This window comes from Pseudidiomarina xizangensis, assembly GCF_052541995.1.
This window is the reverse complement of record NZ_JBOBQA010000001.1, coordinates 819,747-844,494: the sequence shown is the minus strand read 5'-3', so window position 1 is coordinate 844,494 and position 24,748 is coordinate 819,747. Positions and strand designations below refer to the sequence as shown.

Here is a 24,748-nt window from a genome sequence, read left to right as displayed (position 1 = left end):
GCCTGTTCTGCGCTCAACTGCCAACTTTGCCGCCGGTTTCTGCTTTGCGCCGGGTGCGAATCGCCAAATAACCCGCCACAGTGATAACGACAGCGCCACTGAGCATGTGCCAGGTAATGGGTTCTTGCCAGAACCAATAGCCCATTAAGGCAGCGAACATAACCGAACTGTAGGTGAAAACACCGACTTTGGCAGCGGGAGCTAACGAAAACGCCTTGGTCATACCAAGTTGCCCGGTCACCGCCAGGCCGCCCATGGCAAAAATACCCAGCCAATGCTGCATGGCAATGGGTGATCCCAGCCAAATTAGCGGAATGCCCGATAGCACCGTCGCCACAGCGGAGAAGTAGAAAACAATTTTGCTCGATGATTCGGTTGCGGACATTTGTCGAATCAGAGTTTTAGTAAAGGCTGCCAGACACGCGGCAATAAAAGCGATACCGATAATAGGCGAAAGCTCAGCGGCAACTGGATTGAGAAATATAAATACGCCAACAAAACCGATAGTAATAGCCAGCCATGTTTGTGGCAAAACGCGTTCTGCCAGCCACAGACGACCAATGACCGGAATCAAGAAAGGTGACAACAGTAGTACCAGTGTCGCCTGCGCCAGCGGAATATGAGCGATCGCGTAGAAAAACAGGTACATTGCCATAAGCCCAGCAATACCACGGGTTAAGTGGAAGCCCCAAGCCTTAGTTTTAAAGGCCGCAGGGCCTTTGCGCCAAAGCCATGGGAGCAGCACCACAAAAGCCATTAAACTGCGGAAAAACACCAATTGCTCCGACGGTACATCAGTGCTCAGGTATTTCACCAACGCACTGACACCAGCAAAGCAAAGCTCGGCCGCAAGCACCAGCAGTGACGCAATTATTACGGTACGTTGAGGAGTTTCCATCATTGCCTTTGTCAGACGAGCAACTTGAGAGGCTATGTTAACACGATCGAATAACGGACTCTCAGCAATGTTTTGGTGGGTAATCCTGTATTCTTACGATAGTATTTTCTAAGATGCGAAGTCAGTGAAGCAAATAAGGTAACTAGCATGCATGTGGTAATTGTAGGAGGAGGATTAGTTGGCGCTGCCGCGGCGGTTACCGCGCAACAAGCAGGTTATAGCGTGACCTTACTTGAACGTGGTGCGTCACCTATCAAGGCTGCTGCGCAAGCCGCATGGGACCTGCGTATTTCTTCGGTGCATGAGAAGAATGTTGACTGGTTACGGCAGCTTGGTGTGTGGGCCCGGGTTGAACCTGCGAAACAACTGTCATACAACGCCTTAAGGGTTACCACAAGCGATGGTCAGAGGGTTGATTTTTCTGCCGCAGAAGTTGCACAGTCTCAACTTGGTGTGATGGTCGAAAATAATGCGTTGGTACGCGCCATGTGGCAGTGGCTTACCGAACATTCACAAATCGAATTGCGTGCCAATGCCGAGGTGCAGAGCTTTGACCTTGTCAAGCGACAGTTACAACTGAAAAACGGCGAGCAATTGACGTATGACTTACTGATCGGCGCTGATGGCGCCAATTCTGCCGTTGCGCGTGCGGCTGGTATCGGCATGCGCGGTTGGGATTATGATATGCGCTGTTTGTTGGCCATCGTTGAGACCGCGGAACCTATTCCCCCAGCGACCTGGGAAGTTTTTCGTGAACAAGGACCCTACGCGTTGTTGCCGTTGGGCGAGCATTTGGCTTGTTTGATCGATTACCGGGGCGAGCAGGAATGGCATGATGCCAACGAAGAACAGGTTAATGCTGGATTAACGCAGACCTTTACGCCGCATATAGGTGCTTTTCAACTGCAACGTCACGGCAGTTTTCCACTGCGTCGGCAACGCGCGCTTAAGTACGTCGATTATCGCGGGGCAGCCCTGATTGGTGATGCCGCGCATAGCATTCACCCTCTGGCCGGACAAGGCGTAAACCTCGGCTTCGCCGATGTACAGAAACTCTTCGAACAGCTCGCGGACAAGCCATTTGAACAAGCGTTAAGCGCTTATGAGCGTAAACAAATGGCAGTCAATCAACAGATGATGCGGGTCATGGATGCGATTCATGTTGGTTTTAGGTCGCGTCATTTCCCTACGCGTGGACTTATTGCGATGGGTCTAGCTGCGGTAAGTAAGCTATCACCGTTAAAAAAACAAATAATTCGTGCCGCTATGGGCAATTCATAGACATAAAAAAACCGCCGAAGGGCGGTCTTTTAGCGTTGTTGCGGCCACCATGGAATAAAATGGTGCGGAGGGGGGGACTTGAACCCCCACGAGCATTAGCCCACTAGCACCTGAAGCTAGCGCGTCTACCAATTCCGCCACCCCCGCAACAAGCAGGGAAAGAGTGGCTGGGGTACCAGGATTTGAACCTGGGAATGACGGGATCAAAACCCGTTGCCTTACCGCTTGGCTATACCCCAACTCTCGGAAAACAGCTTTTAAGTGGCTGGGGTACCAGGATTTGAACCTGGGAATGACGGGATCAAAACCCGTTGCCTTACCGCTTGGCTATACCCCAACTTAGGCTTAAAAACTTTGCCCTCGACCGAAGAAGGTTGGTGCGGACGGAGAGACTTGAACTCTCACGCCGTGAGGCACTGGAACCTAAATCCAGCGTGTCTACCAATTCCACCACGTCCGCCCATGCAATTTAATCTTGGTTGGTGGCTACGGCGAGATTCGAACTTGCGACCCCAGCATTATGAGTGCTGTGCTCTAACCAGCTGAGCTACGTAGCCATACCAAAAATTTTTTAAAACTGCGCTCGGTGAGTGCGGCGCGTATTATGCAAATCAGGGGCTCTAGCGTCAACCTCTTTTTCGCAAAAAGACGCGTTTAACGGTGCGATTGATTAAAAAACCGATAGTTTGGTTGTTTAATCATCACAGTAGGGTTACCAGGGTAAAGTTTCACCGTTGCTGTGACGGAATGAACCGGTATTATTAAGCTCTACTTCGTCCATCCGTTGAATCAGGCGGCTTGCTGCTTCTGTAGCGGTTATATCGCCACGGTTGCCAACCATATCGGTTTGCACGTAGCCAGGGTGTAGCATGGCTACCGCTATGCCAGCGTCTTTAAAATCATTGGCAAGCGAGACGCCCGCAGCATTTAACGCCGCTTTACTCATACGGTAACCGTATTGCCCGCCTGAGCCATTGTCCGCCATCGAGCCCATGCGCGAAGTGATCATGATGACCTTGCTGCCTTTTTTAAGTTGGGGACGCAGCTCACGAGTTACCGCCAGTGGCGCAATAGCATTGACTTCGAACTGACGCTGAATGCTTGCTGCGGCAAAACTGCCGAAGTCGTCACCTTCGAGTAAACCGGCATTATTGACCAGTAAATCAATCGGTTCGTGGTCGAGACGTTCAGCCAGCAACTCGCGGGCATCGGTGTCAGTTACGTCAATACCGTCAATAATAGCAACTCCAAGCTGTTCAAGTTCGCTCGAGGGTTCGCGGCATACCGCCGTGACCTGATCACCTCGTTGGTGAAACTGGCGGGCGAGGGCAAGACCAATACCGCGATTGGCGCCAGTAATGACCACATGCTTAGCACTCATAATTACTCCTTTTCTTTAATAGCTTAGTCGCCCCCGGGAATACCACCGTGGGTCAATTTTTTGGGATCTAATAAGGTTTCGAGTTCGGCTCGCGAAAGGTCTGTCATTTCTGCTGCGACGTCGATGACGGGACGCTGTTCCTGGTACGCACGTTTGGCGATTTTCGCCGCTTCATTATAGCCGATCACGGAGTTTAATGCGGTCACCAAAATGGGGTTGCGCGCGAGCGCTTCGTCGAGACGTTGATGCTTAACCGTGAAGTCAGCAATAGCCTGATCAGCCAGCGCAGTCATGGCATTGCCACTGATTTCGATGGACTCCAATAAGTGATAAGCGACGACCGGTAACATCACATTTAACTGAAAGTTACCTTGTTGGGCCGCTGTTGCGATGGTTTGATAACTGCCCGCGATATGCGCAGCCACCATGGCAACAGCTTCGGGGATAACCGGATTCACCTTACCCGGCATAATGCTACTGCCCGGTTGCAGTGCGCGCAGTTCAATTTCGCCCAGTCCGGCGAGCGGGCCACTGTTCATCCAACGCAAGTCATTACTAATTTTCAGCAACACCGCAGCGCAGCTATTCAGCGCGCCAGCCAGCTGTAAATTCAGTTCTTGACCCGAAATTCCTGCAAACGGGTTGTCTGCGGAGCGGAAGTTTTGTTTGGTACGTGCACTTAATGCATCGCAGAAAAGTCCGCGGAAAGCGTATGGCGCGTTGATGCCGGAACCGACGGCCGTGCCTCCTTGGGGTAACGCACGTAAACGTTCAATCACTTCATTCACATTGCTCTGGCAATGATGAAGTTGGGTGCCCCAGGCACGTAGCTCTTGCGCCATGGTGATCGGCATCGCATCCATTAAATGCGTACGTCCGGTTTTCACCACATCCTCGAGCTCGCGAGCCTTGTTTTCGATGGTTCGCTGCAAGTGAATAATGGCCGGCAGCCAATGCTCAGTTAACGCCAGTACCGAACTCACCTGAATACAGGTGGGAATAACGTCATTACTGCTTTGGCTGCAGTTAACATGGTCATTAGGATGAACCGTTGGGCCGTTGGCACGACTTACAGTTTCGGCGAGCACTTCATTCATGTTCATGTTGGTGCTAGTGCCCGAACCGGTCTGAAAAATATCGAGCGGAAAATGTTGGGTGCCTTTTTCATTCACCACACTCTCGGCTGCGGTGATGATGGCTTGCGCTTGCTCTGCAGTAAGCAGGTCAAGTTTGGCATTGGCCTCAGCGGCCGCCGCTTTTATCTGCGCAAGACTATGGATAAAGCGCACTGGGAAGCGCAGGGTGCTGAGTCCGAAGTTCTGCCGCGCCCGCTCAGTTTGTGCTCGCCACAATGCATCTGCTGGTACCTCTATCTCTCCCATGCTATCTTTTTCAGTACGAACTTGAGTCGACATTATAGGTTCCTCAGTGATCAAGCGTTTTGGGGGAACAAGTGTTCTAAGTATAAGCATGGGGTGCAGATGCGTAAGTTTCAAATAGTAACGGTATTATTTCTTTTGTTCAGTGCCGGAGCAAATCTCAGCTTGGCCCGTGAGTTAACCGTGCGGGTGACCGATGAGAATGGTGAAGCTTTAGCAAAAGTAGTGGTGTCGACGCAACATGCCGCGGCCGAGTCACCGCCGTCTAGTGCGGTAATGGACCAAGTCGATATGTTATTTAAGCCATTCATTTTGACTATTAAGCCAGGCACAACGGTAGACTTTCCAAATAGTGACAACATTCGTCACCAGGTGTATTCATTTTCACCGACAAAAACTTTTGAAGTGCCGCTTTACAGTAATCGCGAAGCTCCGCTAATCAACTTTCCTGATGCGGGTGTAGTGGTGCTGGGTTGTAATATTCATGATCACATGCGCGCTTATATTTATGTCAGCCCATACGCTCAATCAGTGCTCACCGACGAACAGGGCGAGGCGGTCTTGGAAGTTACCGACGGCGCCACAGAGGTGCACTTTTGGTATCCTGGGCTGGGGGAAAGCACGACCGCCGAACACACCGTTAAAGTCAGTGCTGAACAAGGCGCTCTGAGCCTTTCTTTGCCAGTGACGCGACAGCAACAAACTCCACCACCGACGTCGGCACTACAAGAACGTTTTAATAGGTTAAAACAGAATGTTAACTAGTTTCCGCACCAGACTATTATTGCTTTTCATAGGTTTGGCAGGCGGTGTGCTGGTGGTGACCTTAATCGCCGTGACTGTAGCGACTCAGAATCAGGCAGAGGCGACGGTTGAACGTGAGCTAATGGTGAGTGAACGCGTGTTGGGTGAGCTGATCAGTATCCGTGGCGACCAGCTGTTGCAAGCCGCACAAGTACTAGCTGATGATTTTGGTTTTCGGGAAGCGGTAGCTAGTGGCGATCAGGACACCTTAATTTCCGCGATGGTTAATCATGGTAAGCGTATAGGTACCCAATTGATGGCGTTATACCGCCCTGACGGTACCGAACTGGCCACCACCCATAAGTTACCGGAAGTAACGTCGATTGCTGATTTTCGCGGTATTCGTCGTGTTGATGATGAGTTGTTTCAGTTGGTTACGGTACCGGTAAGAGCGCCAGACGTAATTGCTTATGCGACGCTAGGCTTTGTTGTTGATGATGTATTAGCACAATCACTGAAACAGTTAACCAATGCAGATATTACTTTTTTTAACCGGGAAAGCGGGCGCATTTTTGCCTCAAGCTTACCTTTAATACAGCAGCAAGCCTTGTTAAACGCAGCGCAGCAAGCGCGAGTAAAAAACTGGCTCGCCGATGAGAGCCTGGCGGGACATCTATCTACGTTCAGCGATATAAATTTATTAGTAAGTACATCGCGAGTTGAGGCGACGCAGGAATATCGTGCGTTGCGTACCCAATACTTTGGCTTTGGTCTGGCGACCTTATTAGTGGCGCTGGCACTTGCCATAGCTACCGCCCGGCAATTTAATAAACCCTTGATGCGCTTGACTGCAGCCGCTGAAGCACTGCGCCAAGGGGATTACGATGAACCTATTGAGCTCGAACGCAGCGATGAATTCGGCAAGTTGGGTGAAACCTTTAACACCATGCGCGGCGCCATCGCGGAGCGCGAACAGCGGATTATTTATCAGCTCGAGCACGACATCTTAACCGGACTGCCGAATCGTAAATCCTTGCATCATTACCTCAACGAGCAACTCAAGCAGCAACAAAGCGGCTATGTGGTGACCTTGAATATTCTGCGCTTTCGCGAGCTCAACGATCGACTCGGACAACGTTTTGGTGACAAAATTTTGCAACTGATAGCACAGCGCCTTAAACAGGAGTTTGCTGAGGATTGTTTCATTGCGCGACTGGCGGGTGATGAGTTTGTCGTAGCTTGTACCGAAAAATTACACAAAGATGTGTTGCAGCGGCGTTTGCGTGCTGTGGTAGTTGAACCTTGGCAAGTCGGTGAGACCCCCTATAGGCTTGAGTTCCGTGCCGGGTTGGTGCGCTATCCAGAGCAAGGAGAAGAGGTTGATACCTTACTGCGACGAGCTCAATTAGCGGCGCGTTTGGCTCAGCAAAGTAAGCAGCTGATGGCCGCTTACCAGCAGGGCAGCGACGAAGATTACATGCGCCGGTTACAAATTCTGCAAGCGCTGCCCGAGGCGATTAGCGGACGCAAACTTGAGCTTCACTACCAACCGAAACTCAATTGTGGTACTGGCCAAGTGTTAGGGGTTGAAGCGCTGATTCGTTGGCATCATCCGCAGCTTGGCGTCATTCGTCCCGACGAATTCATTCCGTTGGCGGAACAATCCGGTGACATTCTGCGCGTGACCCGATGGGTTTGTGAAACGGCACTTGATCAGCAGCAATACTGGCTCGAACAGGGGCGTAGCTTGCAGGTAGCAGTTAATTTATCGGCAATCGATTTGCAAGATGAGCAGCTGGTCGATTTTATTGATAAACAATTGCAACAGCGACAGTTGCCGGCTGCAAACCTTACCCTTGAGGTTACGGAAAGTGCGGTCATGGCTGATCTTGAACAGGCCCAACAACGGCTAGCTCAGCTGCGGGAGCTTGGTGTGAAAATAGCTCTTGACGACTATGGCACCGGCTATGCCTCGTTGTCTCAGCTTAAATACTTACCGGTAGATGAGTTAAAGCTTGATCAAAGCTTTATTCGCGGATTAAAAGAAGATCGCAGTGACCGTATTATTGTTCGTTCAACCTTGCATTTAGCCAATCAACTGCAGTTAACTACTGTAGCGGAGGGTGTGGAAGAGCTGTCCGCGTGGCGGCTACTGCAAGAAATGGGCTGTGATACATTACAAGGTTATTATTTTAGTCGACCCTTAGCGGCAGGTGAATTTGAACAATGGCTCGCCGAACAGGCCGCTATTTTTTCTGAGCAAGCGCAAAATGGCGAACAACAGCATGACAAAACAACATCTTAATTATCTTCTTAGCGGACTGCTGGTGGCCACCGTCCTGATATGTCCGTCAGCTTATGCCGATGATGGTAAGCTCTTAGCCACTGGTGGCGTAACCACTATTGAGGGTGCTGGCGGCGGTGGGTTAGTGCCGTGGGCGACTACCGCAAGTTACGCTGAAGATGGTGAGTGGGGCCTTACCGTCAACGGCAACTTTGCTGATGCCGACGACTTCCAGTTGGGAGTGCAAAGCGTTAATGCGACTTATGGGAATCGTATTGAAGTGAGCTACGCGCGGCAGCGTCTCGGCCTGAACACCATTGGTGGTGATTTGAAACAAGATATCTACGGGCTGAAAGTGCGTGTAGCAGGTGATTTAGTCTATGGTGACCTGCCCCAGGTTAGCGTTGGCATTCAGCATAAGCGCAACACCACCTTTGCGTTGCCGCAGGCGGTTGGCGCAGTCGATGACAGCGGCACCGACATTTATTTAAGTGCGGCCAAAGCCTGGCTCGCGGGCCCGTTTCAACGTACCTGGGTGGCAAATTTCACCTTACGTGCAACCAAGGCTAATCAATTGGGTTTATTAGGTTTTGGTGGGGATAAAAATGATGATTACGAGGCCATGGCAGAAGCAAGTGTCGGTATGTTCGTCAATCGCCACTGGCTCATTGGAGCTGAATATCGGCAGAAGCCGGATAACTTAGGTTTTGCCCAAGAGTACGATTGGCGTGATGTTTTTGTCGGTTGGTTTCCGAATAAGTCGATAGCTGTGGTCGCGGGTTATGTCGATCTGAAATCAATTGCTGGACTACCTGATCAATCTGGTGCTTATGCATCGATACAAATTAGTTTTTAAGGTGAAGCTATGAAACACGTATTTACGCTGGCTGCTGCTTTAATGCTGTTGCTGATGTCGACCATAGGGCAGACTCGCGCTGATGAGACACTCTACCAAGAGCTTGGCGCAAAACAGGGGATAAGCGACTTGATGGCTTCATTTGTACTGGAGATCGCTCAGGACGAACGGGTGATCAAACATTTTGAAAACGTCGATATTGACCGCTTTCATCACATGCTGAGTGAGCATTTATGCGAATTGACCGGTGGTCCTTGTGAATACAGTGGTGCCGACATGAGCGAAGTGCATACCGGTATGGCAATAACCCGCACCGAGTTTAATGCGATTGTTGAAGATTTAATTATCGCGATGGAAAAAGAAGGTATTGCAACCAGTACTCAGAATCGGTTACTGGCAAAATTAGCTGAGTTTCATGATGAAATTGTCGATAAATGATGAATTTTCGCAGCTCAAATACGAAAAAGGCCGCGTCAATAGCGGCCTTTTTGGTTTTACGATAAGCTGAATTTAAACAATTAAACGTTAAACCGGAACAGAATCACATCTCCGTCTTTGACAATGTATTCTTTACCTTCTTCACGACGCTTACCGGCTTCTTTCGCACCTTGTTCACCCTTGTGGGTTACGTAGTCATCAAAGGCGACAACAACCGCTCGAATAAAGCCTTTCTCAAAGTCAGTGTGAATCTTACCAGCTGCTTGCGGAGCGGTGGCCCCAATAGGGATGGTCCAGGCGCGAACTTCTTTAGGACCAGCGGTAAAATAGGTTTGTAGATTAAGTAGTTCATAACCGCCACGAATGACCCGATTCAGACCAGGTTCTTCGATGCCAAGGTCGGTCATAAACTCGACCTTCTCCTCGTCATCGAGTTCAGCGATTTCGGACTCAATCTCAGCGCAGACTGGCACCACGATGGCATCTTCATTCGCTGCGATTTCGCGGACTTTATCTAAGTAGGGATTATTTTCGAAGCCATCATCATTGACGTTTGCAATGTACATGGTGGGCTTCAGGGTCAACAAATTGTAGGAGCGAATGGTTGCGCGTTCATCTTTAGATAAGGCGATGGAGCGCGCCATTTCGCCATTTTCTAAAGCTGGTAACAGTTTTTCCAGAACTTGAATTTCAGCAACCGCTTGCTTGTCCCCACCTTTAGCTTTCTTCGCTTGGCGATGAATGGCTTTCTCAACACTATCTAAGTCAGCCAGTGCAAGTTCTGTGTTGATGATTTCAATGTCGTCTTGTGGGTTAACTTTACCCGCAACGTGAACAATATTGTCATTTTCAAAGCAACGTACAACGTGACCGATAGCATCAGTTTCGCGAATATTAGCAAGGAATTGATTACCTAAACCTTCACCTTTAGAAGCACCTTTAACCAACCCGGCAATATCTACGAATTCCATTGTGGTGGGTAGCACGCGCTGTGGGTTGACGATCGCAGCCAGCTCATTGAGACGAGGATCAGGCACCGCAACCACCCCGGTGTTTGGTTCAATGGTGCAGAACGGGAAGTTAGCTGCCTCGATACCTGCTTTGGTGAGGGCGTTGAACAAGGTCGATTTACCCACATTAGGCAAACCAACGATACCGCATTTAAATCCCATCTTAATTCTCGCTCTGTGCTTTGAAACTGTGTAATTGCTGTTGTGCTGCCCGCATATCGCCATTTATCAATAGCTCGATACTGGAACAGGCTTGCGTAATGGTATCGTCCATCAAATGCTGGTCGGAAGCCGGAGCTTTGCCTAGCACATAACCTGTGACTTTGCTTTTATGACCAGGATGACCGATACCGATACGTAAGCGATGAAAGTCCGGGCTACCTATTGCCGCGGTAATATCTTTAATACCATTGTGACCACCGCTACCGCCGCCGGTTTTGAATTTTGCTACACCGGGAGGTAAGTCGAGTTCGTCGTAAGCCACAAGTATTTCATCAGCTTGGATCTTGAAAAAATTCGCCAGCGCCGCTACTGCCTTGCCACTTTTATTCATAAAGGTCATGGGTTGGAGTAAACGAACATCCCAACTGCTTTTTTGTAAACGAGCGGTGTGGCCAAAAAACTTGGTTTCGGGTTGCAGGGTCTGTCCGTGTCGGCGAGCGAATTCCTCTACCAACCAGAAGCCTGCGTTATGGCGGGTTTGCAAATATTCGGGGCCTGGATTACCCAGGCCCACGATTAAACGAATTGTCGACATGACAGAGTTATTCTTTGTCTTGCTTGTCTTCGTCTTCGTCTTCTTCACTTTCTTTAGTGGTTGGAACTTCTGCAGAAACTTCTTCAGCTTCTGGTTCAGGTTCTTTTTCAACACGTGGTGCTACGATAGATACAACCGCTTGGTCGTGATCTTCACCTTTCGTCAACTCAACCAATTCAACGCCTTTTGGCAATTGCAGGTCGGTCAAGTGGAGGTTTTGACCCAATTCAAGGTTAGCTACATCAACTTCCAAGTATTCTGGTAAGTCTTTTGGCAAGCACGTGATTTCCACATCGTTCACATGGTGAACAACAACGCCGCCTTCATCTTTCACGCCTTTTGCAGTGGTCTCATTCAAGAAGTGCAATGGAACGTGAGTATGCAATTTCTGACCCTTCTCGACCCGTTGAAAGTCAAGGTGAGTCAGTTTCGGTTTGTACGGGTGGCGTTGGATATCCTTCAAGATAGCCTGATGTTTTTTGCCGTCAATGACCAAGGTCAAAATGTGCGAATAAAACGCTTCGAAATCCGCCATGTTGTTCACTTTATTGTGATCCAACGTTAACGAAACAGCTTCTTTGTTCGCACCGTACAAAATTGCAGGCAGTTTTTCTGCGCGACGCAGGCGGCGGCTCGCACCTTTCCCTTTATCCTGACGCAGTTCTGCTTGAATAGTAAAATCTATAGTCGACATATGGAGTGTCTCCGTTAAATAAAAATAAGCCGGCTATTCGCGACCAAATACCCGACACTTTCCTGAAATTCTTTTTGTCAATTTCGAGGGCGCGGAATAGTACCACCCGCGCCCACGAAATTCAATCAATACTCGAACATTGCCGAGATAGACTCTTCATTGCTGACGCGGCGCAGGGCTTCAGACAACATACCGCTTAAGGTTAACTGGTGAACCTTATCGAGCGCTTTCATTTCTGCGCTCAACGGAATGCTATCGGTAACGACCACTTGGTCAATATTTGACTCGCGAATATTCTTCACCGCATTACCGGAAAAAACCGGATGTGTGGCATAAGCGAAGACCCGCAGCGCGCCGTTCGCTTTCAGTGCATCCGCTGCTTTGCAAAGAGTGCCGCCGGTGTCAATCATGTCGTCGACAATGATGCAATCACGGTTTTGTACGTCGCCGATAATGTGCATGACTTGTGACTCGTTGGCGCGTGGACGACGTTTATCAATGATAGCCAAGTCAATATCGTTAAGTAATTTCGCGATAGCGCGAGCACGCACGACACCACCGATATCAGGCGACACCACGACTGGGTTATCAAAGTTTTGTTGGCGCAGGTGTTCAAGTAATACCGGGCTACCGAAAACGTTATCTACCGGGACATCGAAAAAACCTTGAATCTGTTCGGCATGTAAATCGACTGTCAACACACGATCGACGCCCACACTAGACAAGAAATCGGCAACAACTTTCGAGGTGATAGGTACCCGCGCAGAGCGTACGCGGCGATCTTGGCGCGCATAGCCAAAGTAAGGCATCACCGCTGTAATACGACCGGCAGATGCGCGGCGCAGTGCATCAACCATAACGATGAGCTCCATCAAATTGTCATTGGTTGGTGCACAGGTCGATTGCAGAATGAAAACATCAGAGCCGCGAACGTTTTCATTAATCATGACGCTGATTTCACCGTCACTAAAACGGCCTACGTCGGCATCACCGAGTTTAATAAAGAGTCGGTCAGCAATTTTCTGGGCGAGTTCTGGCGTGGCGTTGCCAGCGAATAGCTTCATGTCAGGCACACTAAACCTCAATTATGGTTGGTCAGGTTGTCAGTTGAAGCCTGCCGCAGTAGCTGGCAGACCGGGGATTCATTCAGGCCTCGCGCGACAAATCCGGTCCATTGTGCGGGCATCCTTGCAAGCGCAGCGCGCGCCATCTCTTGGCTTTCAAATGATCCGAAAAGACATGCTCCGGTACCGGTAAGCCGAGTTGGCGCGTATTCTACCAACCAGTCGAGGGCGTTGGCAACTTCGGGATACAACCGGCGGACCAAAGGTTCGATCACATTTTCTGTTTGTTGGCTCTGCCAGGCGTTACTGGCTATGGGGGCACAGTTGCGCTGAAGGTCGGGATGTTGAAAGATTGTCGCGGTACTGATATGTACTTTCGGATCAACTACAAGGTACCAGGGACTGGTGGGTGTAACCGGCGTCAGCTTTTCACCTACCCCTTCAGCAAAGGCCGCATATCCATTGATAAACACTGGCACGTCAGCACCTAATTGTAAGCCAAGCTGTAACAGTTTGGCGGTGCTGATCGGCAATTGCCATAGTTGACGTAGTGCCAGTAAAGTGGTGGCCGCATCAGAGGAGCCACCACCCAAACCACCGCCATAAGGCAGACGTTTTTCCAGAATTACTCTTACCCCTTGCGGTGGCAGTTGCTTGGCTTGAGCCCAATTCTGTAATAATCGTGCGGCACGTAACACTAGGTTATCGTCGTTTTCAAGCTTTGGGTCGGAACATTGAAATTCGAGCACGGGTGCGGCTAAGCGGGTAAAGCTGAGGCTATCGTGTGCATCGAGAAACTGAAACACGGTCTGTAATTCATGGTAGCCATCTTGACGCTGTCCCGTAATATGCAGGAACAAATTAAGTTTAGCTGGTGCTGGTAACACTAGAGTTTCCACTGGCTGACCCTTAATTTAATGCGCCACTTGGCGCTAACAAGTTCAACCCGTTGCGGTAACAACAGCTGCTGTTGTACTTGGTAGCCAGCTAAATCAACCCGCCACTCCTGGCCCTTGGTGTTCACTGAATATGAGGTTAAAGGTGCAAAAGACTGTTGTTCTAGCTCAACTAACTGGTAGCTAAGATGTTTGGCGTTATTGGGTTGCCGGCCGATGACTACGTCTGCCAATAATTCCAGCGGCAACTGGTAATTGAATAAACGGGCGACCAGCTCCTCCGCATTATGACCGTGATAGACCTGCCCGTCTTCCGCAAAATAAGTTGCACCGCTAACATCTTGCTTTAAACGTGCCAACGTACCTTTGAGCGGATGATAAAATCGCAATTGCATGCGATTTGGTGTCTGTTGCCACTCAAGATACACCGCATCACGTTCGTCCGCGGCCAGATTAAAAAGTGCAATCTGCCCATTTAAGCTCCAATACTCGAGCGCTTGCACGGTATTTTGCTGGCGCATAACCGCATTACGGTCGATTTCGCTGATCGGAATTTCCGCCGGCGGAGCCGCACAGCCACTCAGCAATAGAGCTAACAACAGCATTAAGCGTACTTTCATCGAGGTTTCCCGCAGTTGGTGTGCTTTCCATCATCCGGCCTTTAACGTACAATTAGCGGCGTTTCGCAGTGCCAGAGGCTCGCATACTTTTTCATTATGACTATTTTTGCACTCGGTGTTAACCATAAAACTGCTTCGGTTGATTTGCGTGAGCAAATCGCCTTTTCTGCTGAGCAACTGCACCAGGCGTTACCTGCGTTGCGGGCGCAGACTGGCGTGCGCGAAGCGGTGATTGTTTCAACCTGCAATCGCACCGAAATTTATTGTCATGCGGATCTACACAACGGGCCTTCAGCTGATCTGCTATTGGGTTGGTTGGCAGGGTATCACGGCGTAAATGCGACACTTTTGCAGGAACATAGTTACTGCCATACCGATGCTGATGCCATCGATCATTTGATGCGGGTCGCGAGTGGACTCGATTCATTAATCCTCGGTGAGCCGCAAATTTTAGGTCAGGTAAAGCAGGCCTACCAATTTGCCAAAAACCAAGCCAGCGTAGGCGGTATTTTAGAACGGCTGTTTCAACAAACGTTCCATATTGCCAAGCGGGTTCGCAGCGAGACGGCGGTTGGTGAAAATGCTGTGTCTGTGGCCTTTGCAGCGGTCAACCTGGCGCGCCAAATATTCGCCGACTTAAATGAGGCTTCAGTGTTGTTAGTGGGTGCAGGGGACACTGCGGAATTGGTGGCGCAGCATTTGACCGAGATCGGCGTGCAGCGCCTCGCGGTTGCCAATCGCACGTTACTGCGTGCTGAAGCCATGGCGAGCAAATTTGGTGGCCAGGCGCACACTTTAGGCGAGCTACCTGAGCTATTACCGCAGGCCGATATTGTCATCAGTTCGACCGCGAGTACTTTGCCCATCATTGGTAAAGGTTTGATTGAGAGCGCGTTGAAGCAACGGCGGCGCAAGCCTATGCTGTTGATTGACCTTGCTGTGCCGCGCGACATCGAAGCTCAGGTGAATGAGCTCAATGATGCTTATCTTTACAGCGTCGATGACCTACAGGGCATTATCCAGGAAAATTTACGTAACCGTGAAGAAGCCGCGAGTCAGGCGCACAGCATGATTGCCGAGCAAACGGAAAGTTTTATCAATTGGTTGCGCACCCTTGATCACGTGGATATCTTGCGCGACTTTCGGCAACAGACCGAGCAGTTGGCACAGGAACAACTGCAGCGGGCACGGAGTCAACTCACTGCTGGTAAATCAGCCGAGGATGTATTGGGTGAGTTAACCCAACGTTTAACCAATCAATTTCTTCACGCACCCACGCGGATGATGCGTGACGCCGGGGCAAAAGGCGACTATCAGACCTTGGCCATATTTCAACAAATCTATAATGATAACGACTAAGGTTTCTTTGCAATGATGAATCCTTCAATTACCCGCAAGCTTGAAGCTCTGCTAGAACGCTATGAAGAAGTTCAGCACTTACTCAGTGACGCGGGAATTATTGCTGATCAAGAACGTTTTCGCGCCTTGTCGCGGGAGTATTCGCAGTTAGAAGAATTGGTAAAATGTTTTCGTGATTATCAGCAAGCGCAAGAGGACGCTGAGGCGGCGCAAGAAATGCTCGCTGAAGATGATGCGGAAATGCGCGAAATGGGCCAAGCTGAGCTCGACAGCGCGAAAGCTAAACAAGAACAGCTCGAGCAACAACTACAGATCTTATTGTTGCCGCGCGATCCTAATGACGATCGCCCCTGTTACCTCGAAATCCGCGCTGGCGCGGGTGGCGATGAAGCCGCTATTTTTGCTGGTGACTTGTTTCGCATGTACAGCCGTTATGCTGAACATCAAGGTTGGAAAGTCAGCATTGTTAACGCTAACGAAGGCGAGCATGGTGGTTATAAGGAAGTGATAGCTTATATCTCTGGTGATGGTGCTTATGGCCGCATGAAGTTTGAGTCTGGCGGTCATCGGGTACAGCGGGTGCCAGAAACTGAGTCACAAGGTCGGGTGCACACCTCAGCTTGCACCGTTGCAGTATTACCTGAGGTGCCTGAAGCAGAAGCCATTGAAATTAACCCAGCGGACTTGCGGGTTGATACTTACCGGGCGTCGGGTGCTGGTGGTCAGCACGTTAACCGGACTGACTCCGCAATACGGATCACGCACATACCTTCAGGCTTCGTGGTTGAGTGTCAGGATGAGCGCTCGCAGCATAAAAACCGTGCTAAGGCGATGTCGGTGTTGCAAGCGCGCTTACAGCAACAAGCCGATGACAAACGTCAGCAAGAAGAGCAGACCACGCGCCGGAGTCTGGTCGGCAGTGGCGATCGCTCGGAACGTATTCGCACGTACAATTATCCGCAGAGTAGGGTTAGTGATCACCGTATTAACTTAACGCTTTATCGTCTCGATGAAGTACTGAGTGGTTCCCTGGATTTGCTGCTTGATGCAATTGTGCAGGAACACCAAGCTGATCAACTCGCGGCGCTTGCCGAGTCGCAAGGTTAATGACTGCGCCGCTGTCAAAACCCGGGTTGCGTGCGGCTTTGGCGTGGGCGCAAACGCAACTTAAGGCCAGTGAATCGGCCCGCTTGGATGCTGAGGTTTTGCTAGCTCATGTACTGCAGCAATCTCGAACTTATTTGCACACTTGGCCGGAGCGCGAACTAGACAAGGATCAGCAACAGCGGTTCGCGGCGCTGGTGAACGCCCGTGCGACCGGGCAGCCGATTGCTCATTTAACCGGTACGCGGGAATTCTGGTCGCTAGAACTATTAGTCAACGACAGCACCCTAATTCCAAGACCGGATACCGAAATTCTGGTTGCCAAAGTGCTAGCGCTGAAACTTGCGCAAACTGCGCAAGTACTGGATCTCGGCACCGGCACCGGTGCGATAGCTTTGGCGCTGAAAAGTGAGCGGCCGGAGTGGACGCTCACTGCCGTGGATCAATCGTCAGCTGCGGTGGCCTTGGCGAAAACTAACGCAGCTCGCCTGAAACTAGATCTCAGGGTCATGCAAAGTCATTGGTTTAGCGCATTAGAGCCCAGTGACGTCAGTGGTTTTGATGCTATTGTTGCCAACCCACCTTACATTACAGCAGACGACCCGCACTTAGAGCGGGGAGATGTGCGGTTTGAACCACGAGCGGCTTTGGTGGCAGCTAACCAAGGTTTTGCTGATTTGGAGCATATTATTGATCAAGCACGGCGTTTTCTGAATCACCGCGGCTGGTTAATTCTCGAGCATGGCTGGCAACAAGCCGCCGGCTGCCGCGAACGTTTAGCGAATGCTGGCTATACCGCTGTAGCTAGTGGCAAGGATTATGCTAATCTGGAACGCATTAGCTTTGCTCAGTGGACGCCCAATGACGTCCAGTAGTGAAAATCTGATGGTTAAAACAAGGAGCTCAGTTTACCATGTCGAATGATTTTATTTTTGCGAATGATCCGCGAGAACCTGCGAAAGCTGAATCATCGGGCAACAAAGATAAATGGAAATTGCTGATCGTTGATGATGAGAAAGAAGTACACGCAGTGACTCGGTTGGCACTAATGGACGTACTCTTTGAAGGTGCTGGTTTAGAATTTATTAGTGCGCACTCCCTAGCACAAGCGAAACAACAGATTGATCAGCATGCAGATTTAGCAATCGTGCTGCTGGATGTGGTGATGGAAACCGACGATGCGGGATTACAGGTCGCTAACTATATACGGCGTGACCGCGAAAATCGCACCACGCGTATTATTTTACGTACCGGGCAACCGGGCCAGGCACCTGAGCGTGCGGTGGTAATGAATTACGATATTAATGACTACAAAGCTAAAACCGAGCTTACTTCGCAAAAACTTTTTACCAGCGTGATGTCGGCGTTACGTTCTTATCGCGACATCATTCGCGTCGAGCGACAACGAAACGTCTTGCAACGACGCTTAGAACAGATTAATGATTTGTTAAAACACAACTATCCGCAAGCTTGGCAAGCGGTCCAACAACAACAACAAGAAGAGGACGACACGTGATTCCATTTGAAGCTTTGAAACATCTCCACGTCACTTTTGTAGTATTAAGTGTGGTATTATTCGTGTTGCGTTTTTTTTGGCGATCTATTGATGCCAAGGTTGCGCAACAAAAATGGGTCAAAATTGTCCCACATATTATTGATACGTTACTGTTGCTGACCATCGTCGGCATGTTGCTGCATTGGCAGCAATGGCCATGGCAAACCGCATGGTTAGGTAACAAATTATTGGGCTTATTTGGTTATATAGGTTTCGCTTTAGTGGCGATGAAAGCAACGACACCAGCACTGCGTTACGGTGGTTTTATCGTGGCCTTGGGTTGGATTGGTTTCTTGTTTCACGTCGCATTTTCGAAACAAGCTCTTATCGGTTAAAAATAGGATTGTATGCAGTTTTCGTACCTTGAACACGTTGATCATGAACTTCTTCCGACCATTGAAATTTTGTGGGAGGTGAGCCGTGTGTTTAATACTGACAGTGATCATTATGTCAGTTCCTTTTATCAGCAGCTAAATGGTCTAAAAGACAATTCAGCGCTAGCTGACAAAGAGGGGAGTGAACGGTTACGTGAACTTTGCAAGCAGTTCTATTTCCAGTTAGCGTTTAGTAAAGCGCCAGAGGCGATGCTTACCAGCAAGCGAGTTTTGCTTGATCGGGCCATTCGGCTGCGCACCGGTGAGCCTCTCACTCTGGCTTTATTACTGCAAGAAGCTGCGTCGTATCACGGCCTGGTGCTGGAGCTTATCGACTTTCCAGGTTACCCGCTGTTACGTTTTGACCACGAACAGTGCAGTTATTTTGTTGACCCGAGTAATGGTGAATTATTATTGGATCAACAGGTACAGGAGCGATTTGAAGACGCTACCGACGAAGACGACGAGGAAGAGGACTTTAGCTGGGAAATGCTGGAAGCTGCCGACCAGAAGACCGTGGTCGTGCGTTATTTATCAGAGCTAAAGCATGCGTTGATTGCCGATCGGCGGTTTGCCGACGCATTGACCACAGTGCACATGTTGCTTGCAGTATTACCTGATGATCCTTATGAGATTCGGGATCGGGGATACATACTGGAAGAACTAGATTGTAATCATGTCGCGGTTGACGACTACCAGTATTTTGTCGAACAATGCCCAGATGATCCCAGCGCTCAACTATTGCGCTTACAACTTGAAAACTGGACCACGCCACAGACGGTCATTCATTAACGTCGTGCGTCTAAATATCCACTAAAATAAGAATAACGAGGTAGTCGTGGAAGCAACTCCTTTAATTACCAATGATGGCATTATTTTTGGTCTTTTGGCCGTAATCTTAGGTGCCATTTTTTATACCCATCAGAGTGGCCATTCATTCTGGAAGAAATTCTATCAGTGGGTACCGGTCCTGTTACTCTGCTACTTCGTACCGTCGCTATTAAATACCTTTGGTATTGTCGATGGTGCGAGTACCGGTATTTATCCATTGGTGATGGATTACTTATTACCGACCTGTTTGGTACTACTCACCTTAAGTCTTGATTTAAAAGCTATAGCGCGACTAGGGCCAAAGTTAGTGATTCTATTTCTTACTGGTACCGTCGGTATTGTGATTGGTGGGCCGATTGCGCTGCTCTTAGTATCACTTGTTTTTCCGGAAATGCTCGGTGGTGGTCCAGACGCAGTTTGGCGCGGTATGACCACCATTGCCGGCAGCTGGATTGGTGGTGGTGCAAACCAAGCGGCAATGAAAGAAGTCTACGAGGTTGGCGGCGAGATTTTCTCGTCAATGGTGACCGTAGATATCATTATTGCTAACCTGTGGATGGCTGTTTTGTTGTACATGGCTGCCAACAGTAAGAAAATAGATGAACGCATTGGTGCAGACACTAGTGCTATCGAAGGCATAAAACAGCGCATTGAGACCTACGAAGCTGAACATCGTCGGGAAGCTAAACTACCTGATCTGATCTACATTTTGGCGGTCGGTTTCGGTATCGCCGGGCTAGGTCATTTGGGTGCAGATCTGATCGCACCCTATATTGCGGAGAATGTTCCCGCGCTGGCAGATTTCAGTTTAGATAAAAAATTCTTTTGGTTGATCGTCATCGCTACAACCTTAGGTGTTGCGCTGTCGTTTACGCCAGTGCGCAAACTTGAAGGGGTTGGCGCTTCCAAAATTGGCTCGCTGTTTGTCTATATTCTGGTTGCAACCATTGGTCTGCACATGGACGTCAGTGCGATTGTTGAGGTGCCTAAATACTTCCTTATTGGCGCAATCTGGATGTTGATCCATGCTGGGATGATGTTGCTGGTAGCACGCTTATTAAAAGCGCCGGTGTTTTATATGGCGGTGGGAAGTCAGGCCAACGTTGGTGGTGCTGCTTCCGCGCCTATCGTGGCCTCAGCATTCCATCCGTCGTTGGCTCCAGTGGGTGTTCTACTTGCGGTATTAGGTTATGCGCTTGGTACCTACATGGCTTATATTTGTGGCCAGATCCTTCGCGTTATCGCTACCGGTTAAGGAAAAGTTGTGATTAACACGCAAACTATCGAAGTCGGCAACGTGCAAGTGGGCAACCACTTGCCGTTCGTATTGTTCGGCGGCATGAATGTACTCGAGTCGCGTGACTTGGCGATGCAGGTTGCTGAGCATTATGTTGAGGTAACGCAACGTTTAGGCATTCCGTTTGTGTTTAAGGCGTCGTTTGATAAAGCTAATCGTTCATCGATTCACTCTTATCGGGGTCCAGGGCTTGATAAAGGCTTGGAGATTTTTGCTGAAATCAAGCGCACGTTCAACGTACCGATAATCACCGATGTGCACGAGCCGCAGCAAGCCAAGCCAGTCGCTGAAGTGGCCGATATATTGCAACTTCCTGCATTCCTGGCACGGCAGACCGACCTGGTGGTGGCGCTGGCCGAAACCGGGGCAGTGATCAATGTGAAAAAACCACAGTTTTTGGCGCCTCACGAGATGCGGCACATACTTAAAAAATTTGCTGAAGCAGATAATCGTAAGATTATTCTTTGTGAGCGTGGCAGTTCGTTTGGCTATAACAACCTGGTTGTCGACATGCTCGGCATGGACGAAATGCGACAAATGGCGCCGGTGATGTTTGATGCAACTCACGCCTTGCAACGCCCGGGCGGTCGTGCTGATTCAGCTGATGGGCGCCGTGCGCAAGCCGCAGTGCTGGCGCGCTCAGGTTTAGCCCTGGGTTTAGCGGGGTTGTTCATCGAAGCCCATCCGGATCCAGAGCACGCTAAGTGTGATGGTCCTTGTGCGTTGCCGCTTAGTAAACTCGAACCGTACTTGCAGCAAATGCAAGCGGTAGATGAGCTAGTTAAAAGCTTTAAGCCATTGGATACCGCAAGTAATTAGAGTATTCATATGAGCTGTCCTTGCACCGACCGTGAACATGTTATAAATTAAAACGCATGTTTAAAATGGATGTTCCAAACGGTGCTGAAGATGGCTAAACGCGTCCCAACCCAAGAAAAAATTCTAAATGCTGCGGAAGCTCTGTTCGCAGAGCAGGGCTTCGAGCAAACCTCCTTACGTCAAATTACCACTGAGGCGAACGTTAACCTGGCCTCGGTTAATTATCATTTCGGCTCGAAAAAAGCACTTATTCAGGCGGTCATGGCGCGTTACCTTGAAGTTTTCATGCCGGCCTTGCGGGTAGAGCTTGAAGCGCTGGCGCAACGCGGCAGTTTCAACACCCGTGACGTGTTTGATTGCTTTCGCTCGCCGCTGGCTGAATTACGACACGTCCGTAAACATGGTCCAACCCTATTCCTGAGTTTATTGGGATTCGCTTACGCCGAAATTCAAGGTCACTTGCGGCGTTACACCATGGAACAATTTGGCGATGTTATGGCTTTATTGCTGGATACCTTGCATCAAGCAAACCCTCAAATAAGTCCCGTCGACATGTTTTGGCGTCTACACTTTGTGTTAGGCGCAACGGTATTTGCTCAAGTTTCAGGGCCTGCGCTGCGTGAGATTGCCGCCGCAGATTTTGGTGAAGCCGTTGCCGCAGATCAAGTGATTGATCGATTAATACCGTTTTTAGCAGGTGGTGTCGATGCCACTATCGCTGAATAGCATTCACATTTGTACCGAACATCAGTACCAAACACAGCTATAAGGGTAGGTTATGGAAATTTTAATTCTGTTAGTCGTAGCCGTCGTGCTGCTATTTGCGGTTAAAGAGATCCGCAGAAGTTTGATCAGTCGCCCCATGTTTGCATTTTTCAAACGGGTTTTGCCGCCACTTTCGAACACCGAACGCGAAGCAATGACCGCCGGTGATGTGTGGTGGGACGCGGAGCTGTTTAGTGGGCGTCCAGACTGGCATAAGTTCCACCAAGCCAAACCTCCGCAATTTACGGAAGAAGAACAGGCGTTCATCGACAATCAGTTGGAAACCTTGTTGGCCATGCTTGATGACTTCAAAATCGTGCAACAAGATTGCGATATGCCGAAGAAAGTATGGAATTACATACGTAAAGAAAAATTCTTTGCCATGATCATTGGTAAAGAATTTGGTGGTCTGGAGTTTTCTCCCGCAGCAAATTCGCACATTGTTTCACGTATTGCCACCCGTTCAATAAGTGCTGCAGTTTCGGTTATGGTGCCAAACTCACTCGGTCCGGGTGAGTTATTGACGCATTATGGTACCGCAGAACAAAAGAACTATTGGTTACCGCGTTTAGCTGATGGCACCGATATTCCCTGTTTTGCGCTAACAGCGCCGGAAGCAGGTTCTGACGCGGGTGCCATACCTGACACTGGGATCATTTGTAAAGGTGAACACGAAGGTAAGGAAGTGGTAGGTATTCGCCTCAATTGGGATAAACGCTACATTACTCTGGCACCCGTTGCCACAGTGCTTGGTTTAGCATTTAAACTTTATGATCCTGATGGTTTGATTGGCGATACCAAAGATATCGGTATCACCTGTGCTCTAATCCCTACAGATCATGCCGGTGTTGAGACCGGCGAACGGCACTTACCACTTAACCAAGCCTTTATGAACGGTACCACTTACGGTAAAGATGTCTTTATTCCCTTAGAGTGGATTATTGGCGGTCAGGACTACGCCGGTAAAGGCTGGCGCATGTTGATGGAATGCTTGTCAGCCGGTCGCGGTATTTCACTGCCGGCATTAGCCACAGCAACTGGCCATATGGCGCAACGAATGACCGGTGCGTACGCTTACGTACGTCAGCAGTTTGGTCTGCCAATTGGTAAGTTTGAGGGCGTACAAGAGGCGATGGGACGTATCGGTGGTACCAACTACACGATCGAGTCGATGCGTCGTTTGACGGTTGCAGCTTTATGCGAAGGTAAGAGTCCGTCGGTGATTACCGCTATGACCAAGTACCACATGACCGAGATGGGTCGGCAGGTGATTGAAGCGGCGATGGATGTGCACGCAGGAAAAGGCATACAGTTGGGTCCGAAGAATTACCTCGGCCATGGTTATATGGCTACACCGGTTTCAATTACCGTTGAGGGCGCCAATATTCTTACCCGCAACCTGATGATCTTTGGCCAGGGCGCGACACGATGCCATCCGTACGTACTGAAAGAAATGGATGCGGCAGCGAATCCTGACGAGGAACAAGGATTACGCGAGTTTGATGAACTGCTATTAAAACACATTGGTTTTGCAGCCAGTAATTTGTTCGGCAGTTTCTGGATGGGACTGACAGGAGCTCGCTTTAATGCCAGCCCGATCAGCGGACCTACTGCACGTTATTACCAACAGCTCACGCGTATGAGCCGGGCTTTGGCGTTAACAGCCGATGTCGCGATGCTGGTTTTGGGTGGCGATTTGAAACGCAAGGAGATGCTTTCTGCAAGGCTCGGCGATGTATTAAGTCACTTGTATATGGCATCAGCAGTGTTGAAACGCTACGAAGATGATGGTCGGCAAAAGGGCGATTTAGTCTATGTAGAGTATGCGCTGCAACATCATCTGCATGCTATTGGTGAGGCGTTCAACGGCTTTTTCGCTAACTTCCCGAATCGGATAATTGCCTGGAGCTTGCGGGTTGCTACCTTCCCATTCGGCATTCGCTATCAAGCACCACAAGATCAAGTTATGCAAGCTATTGCGGACAGCATGATGGAGCCCGGAGTAACCCGTGATCGTCATACCTTCCTGTGTTATTGGAAAGATGATCCGAATGATATGACGGGACATATGGAATTAGCATTTACAGCTATGAAAGCCCATGAGGCGATTTATAAGCGTTTACAAAAAGCTGAAAAACGCGGTGAGATACCACCCGATTTGGCTGGAGACGAATTGATAAAAGTGGCGCGCAAAGCTGACTTACTAAGTGCTGATGAAGCGAAGAGTATGAAGAAAGTTGAAAAGCTTCGTATTGCGGCCATTGCAGTGGATCAATTTGCTCCCGGAACATTAAAGCAGAGAACGTTCGCCAAATAGGCGAACGTTCTTAGCGTACTTTTCG

At 49.5% G+C, this 24,748-nt stretch carries 24 protein-coding genes and 5 tRNA genes; 15 read left to right on the top strand and 14 right to left on the bottom strand.

What is annotated here, in order from left to right; translation table 11 throughout:
• Positions 1 to 13: 13 nt before the first annotated feature.
• A complete protein-coding gene (locus tag ACQ5ES_RS04125; protein ID WP_445014680.1) occupies positions 14 to 901 on the bottom strand; it encodes a DMT family transporter in 888 nt (295 codons plus the stop codon).
• A 144-nt stretch (positions 902 to 1,045) separates the two neighbouring features.
• Between ACQ5ES_RS04125 and ACQ5ES_RS04120 the strand changes: the two genes are divergently transcribed.
• On the top strand, positions 1,046 to 2,179 hold the full coding sequence (locus ACQ5ES_RS04120) for an FAD-dependent oxidoreductase (RefSeq protein WP_445014679.1): 1,134 nt from the start codon (positions 1,046 to 1,048) through the stop codon (positions 2,177 to 2,179).
• Positions 2,180 to 2,239: 60 nt separating this feature from the next.
• Here ACQ5ES_RS04120 and ACQ5ES_RS04115 read toward each other — a convergent pair.
• The 7 genes from ACQ5ES_RS04115 to ACQ5ES_RS04085 form a co-directional block, all read right to left on the bottom strand.
• A tRNA-Leu gene (locus ACQ5ES_RS04115) sits at positions 2,240 to 2,326 on the bottom strand.
• Positions 2,327 to 2,343: 17 nt separating this feature from the next.
• Positions 2,344 to 2,418, bottom strand: a tRNA-Gln gene (locus tag ACQ5ES_RS04110).
• A 23-nt stretch (positions 2,419 to 2,441) separates the two neighbouring features.
• A tRNA-Gln gene (locus ACQ5ES_RS04105) sits at positions 2,442 to 2,516 on the bottom strand.
• Positions 2,517 to 2,554: 38 nt separating this feature from the next.
• A tRNA-Leu gene (locus ACQ5ES_RS04100) sits at positions 2,555 to 2,639 on the bottom strand.
• Between the two features lie 20 nt (positions 2,640 to 2,659).
• A tRNA-Met gene (locus tag ACQ5ES_RS04095) sits at positions 2,660 to 2,736 on the bottom strand.
• 155 nt (positions 2,737 to 2,891) lie between these two features.
• Positions 2,892 to 3,560 (bottom strand): SDR family oxidoreductase, encoded by a 669-nt coding sequence (locus tag ACQ5ES_RS04090; RefSeq protein WP_445014678.1) that lies wholly within the window; start codon positions 3,558 to 3,560, stop codon positions 2,892 to 2,894.
• 23 nt (positions 3,561 to 3,583) lie between these two features.
• Positions 3,584 to 4,975: a class II fumarate hydratase gene (locus tag ACQ5ES_RS04085; protein ID WP_445014677.1), complete on the bottom strand. Its 1,392-nt coding sequence runs from the start codon at positions 4,973 to 4,975 to the stop codon at positions 3,584 to 3,586.
• Between the two features lie 66 nt (positions 4,976 to 5,041).
• Between ACQ5ES_RS04085 and ACQ5ES_RS04080 the strand changes: the two genes are divergently transcribed.
• From ACQ5ES_RS04080 to ACQ5ES_RS04065, 4 genes are read left to right on the top strand one after another with little or no spacing between them, the layout of a single operon-like run.
• On the top strand, positions 5,042 to 5,704 hold the full coding sequence (locus ACQ5ES_RS04080; protein WP_445014676.1) for a methylamine utilization protein: 663 nt from the start codon (positions 5,042 to 5,044) through the stop codon (positions 5,702 to 5,704).
• Entirely contained in the window at positions 5,694 to 7,988 is a 2,295-nt protein-coding gene (locus ACQ5ES_RS04075; protein WP_445014675.1) for a putative bifunctional diguanylate cyclase/phosphodiesterase, read from the top strand. The genes ACQ5ES_RS04080 and ACQ5ES_RS04075 overlap by 11 nt, the downstream gene beginning before the upstream one ends.
• Positions 7,969 to 8,823: a DUF3034 family protein gene (locus tag ACQ5ES_RS04070; protein ID WP_445014674.1), complete on the top strand. Its 855-nt coding sequence runs from the start codon at positions 7,969 to 7,971 to the stop codon at positions 8,821 to 8,823. Before ACQ5ES_RS04075 ends, ACQ5ES_RS04070 begins: the two co-directional genes overlap by 20 nt.
• Before the next feature lie 9 nt (positions 8,824 to 8,832).
• Positions 8,833 to 9,261: a group I truncated hemoglobin gene (locus ACQ5ES_RS04065; RefSeq protein WP_445014673.1), complete on the top strand. Its 429-nt coding sequence runs from the start codon at positions 8,833 to 8,835 to the stop codon at positions 9,259 to 9,261.
• A gap of 80 nt (positions 9,262 to 9,341) precedes the next feature.
• Here the strand turns inward: ACQ5ES_RS04065 and ychF are convergent, their stop codons facing one another.
• The 6 genes from ychF to lolB form a co-directional block, all read right to left on the bottom strand.
• Entirely contained in the window at positions 9,342 to 10,433 is a 1,092-nt protein-coding gene (gene ychF / locus ACQ5ES_RS04060) for a redox-regulated ATPase YchF (protein ID WP_445014672.1), read from the bottom strand.
• 1 nt (position 10,434) lies between these two features.
• Complete coding sequence (gene pth / locus ACQ5ES_RS04055) at positions 10,435 to 11,028, bottom strand: aminoacyl-tRNA hydrolase (RefSeq protein WP_445014671.1); 594 nt, start codon at positions 11,026 to 11,028, stop codon at positions 10,435 to 10,437.
• A gap of 7 nt (positions 11,029 to 11,035) precedes the next feature.
• Complete coding sequence (locus ACQ5ES_RS04050; RefSeq protein ID WP_445014670.1) at positions 11,036 to 11,722, bottom strand: 50S ribosomal protein L25/general stress protein Ctc; 687 nt, start codon at positions 11,720 to 11,722, stop codon at positions 11,036 to 11,038.
• Between the two features lie 125 nt (positions 11,723 to 11,847).
• Complete coding sequence (locus tag ACQ5ES_RS04045) at positions 11,848 to 12,795, bottom strand: ribose-phosphate pyrophosphokinase (RefSeq protein ID WP_445014669.1); 948 nt, start codon at positions 12,793 to 12,795, stop codon at positions 11,848 to 11,850.
• 8 nt (positions 12,796 to 12,803) lie between these two features.
• The gene (gene ispE, locus ACQ5ES_RS04040) at positions 12,804 to 13,685 is read right to left on the bottom strand and encodes a 4-(cytidine 5'-diphospho)-2-C-methyl-D-erythritol kinase (protein WP_445014668.1); all 882 of its coding nucleotides are present in this window, start codon (positions 13,683 to 13,685) and stop codon (positions 12,804 to 12,806) included.
• Complete coding sequence (gene lolB / locus ACQ5ES_RS04035) at positions 13,673 to 14,302, bottom strand: lipoprotein insertase outer membrane protein LolB (RefSeq protein WP_445014667.1); 630 nt, start codon at positions 14,300 to 14,302, stop codon at positions 13,673 to 13,675. The genes ispE and lolB overlap by 13 nt, the downstream gene beginning before the upstream one ends.
• Before the next feature lie 96 nt (positions 14,303 to 14,398).
• Between lolB and hemA the strand changes: the two genes are divergently transcribed.
• The 10 genes from hemA (at position 14,399) to ACQ5ES_RS03985 (ending at position 24,723) form a co-directional block, all read left to right on the top strand.
• Positions 14,399 to 15,661, top strand: a complete 1,263-nt coding sequence (hemA, locus tag ACQ5ES_RS04030) for a glutamyl-tRNA reductase (RefSeq protein WP_445014666.1) — start codon at positions 14,399 to 14,401, stop codon at positions 15,659 to 15,661.
• Positions 15,662 to 15,676: 15 nt separating this feature from the next.
• Positions 15,677 to 16,768 (top strand): peptide chain release factor 1, encoded by a 1,092-nt coding sequence (gene prfA / locus ACQ5ES_RS04025; RefSeq protein WP_445015382.1) that lies wholly within the window; start codon positions 15,677 to 15,679, stop codon positions 16,766 to 16,768.
• Positions 16,768 to 17,640: a peptide chain release factor N(5)-glutamine methyltransferase gene (gene prmC / locus ACQ5ES_RS04020; protein WP_445014665.1), complete on the top strand. Its 873-nt coding sequence runs from the start codon at positions 16,768 to 16,770 to the stop codon at positions 17,638 to 17,640. Before prfA ends, prmC begins: the two co-directional genes overlap by 1 nt.
• Before the next feature lie 38 nt (positions 17,641 to 17,678).
• A complete protein-coding gene (locus ACQ5ES_RS04015) occupies positions 17,679 to 18,281 on the top strand; it encodes a response regulator (RefSeq protein WP_445014664.1) in 603 nt (200 codons plus the stop codon).
• Complete coding sequence (locus ACQ5ES_RS04010) at positions 18,278 to 18,655, top strand: SirB2 family protein (RefSeq protein ID WP_445014663.1); 378 nt, start codon at positions 18,278 to 18,280, stop codon at positions 18,653 to 18,655. Before ACQ5ES_RS04015 ends, ACQ5ES_RS04010 begins: the two co-directional genes overlap by 4 nt.
• Positions 18,656 to 18,667: 12 nt before the next feature.
• A complete protein-coding gene (locus ACQ5ES_RS04005) occupies positions 18,668 to 19,486 on the top strand; it encodes a tetratricopeptide repeat protein (RefSeq protein ID WP_445014662.1) in 819 nt (272 codons plus the stop codon).
• 46 nt (positions 19,487 to 19,532) lie between these two features.
• The gene (locus ACQ5ES_RS04000; protein ID WP_445014661.1) at positions 19,533 to 20,780 is read left to right on the top strand and encodes a DUF819 family protein; all 1,248 of its coding nucleotides are present in this window, start codon (positions 19,533 to 19,535) and stop codon (positions 20,778 to 20,780) included.
• 12 nt (positions 20,781 to 20,792) lie between these two features.
• Positions 20,793 to 21,641, top strand: coding sequence for a 3-deoxy-8-phosphooctulonate synthase (gene kdsA, locus ACQ5ES_RS03995; protein WP_445015380.1), 849 nt, complete (start codon positions 20,793 to 20,795; stop codon positions 21,639 to 21,641).
• A gap of 90 nt (positions 21,642 to 21,731) precedes the next feature.
• The gene (psrA, locus tag ACQ5ES_RS03990) at positions 21,732 to 22,367 is read left to right on the top strand and encodes a TetR family transcriptional repressor PsrA (protein WP_445014660.1); all 636 of its coding nucleotides are present in this window, start codon (positions 21,732 to 21,734) and stop codon (positions 22,365 to 22,367) included.
• Between the two features lie 52 nt (positions 22,368 to 22,419).
• Entirely contained in the window at positions 22,420 to 24,723 is a 2,304-nt protein-coding gene (locus ACQ5ES_RS03985) for an acyl-CoA dehydrogenase (RefSeq protein ID WP_445014659.1), read from the top strand.
• The last annotated feature ends 25 nt before the right edge of the window (positions 24,724 to 24,748 follow it).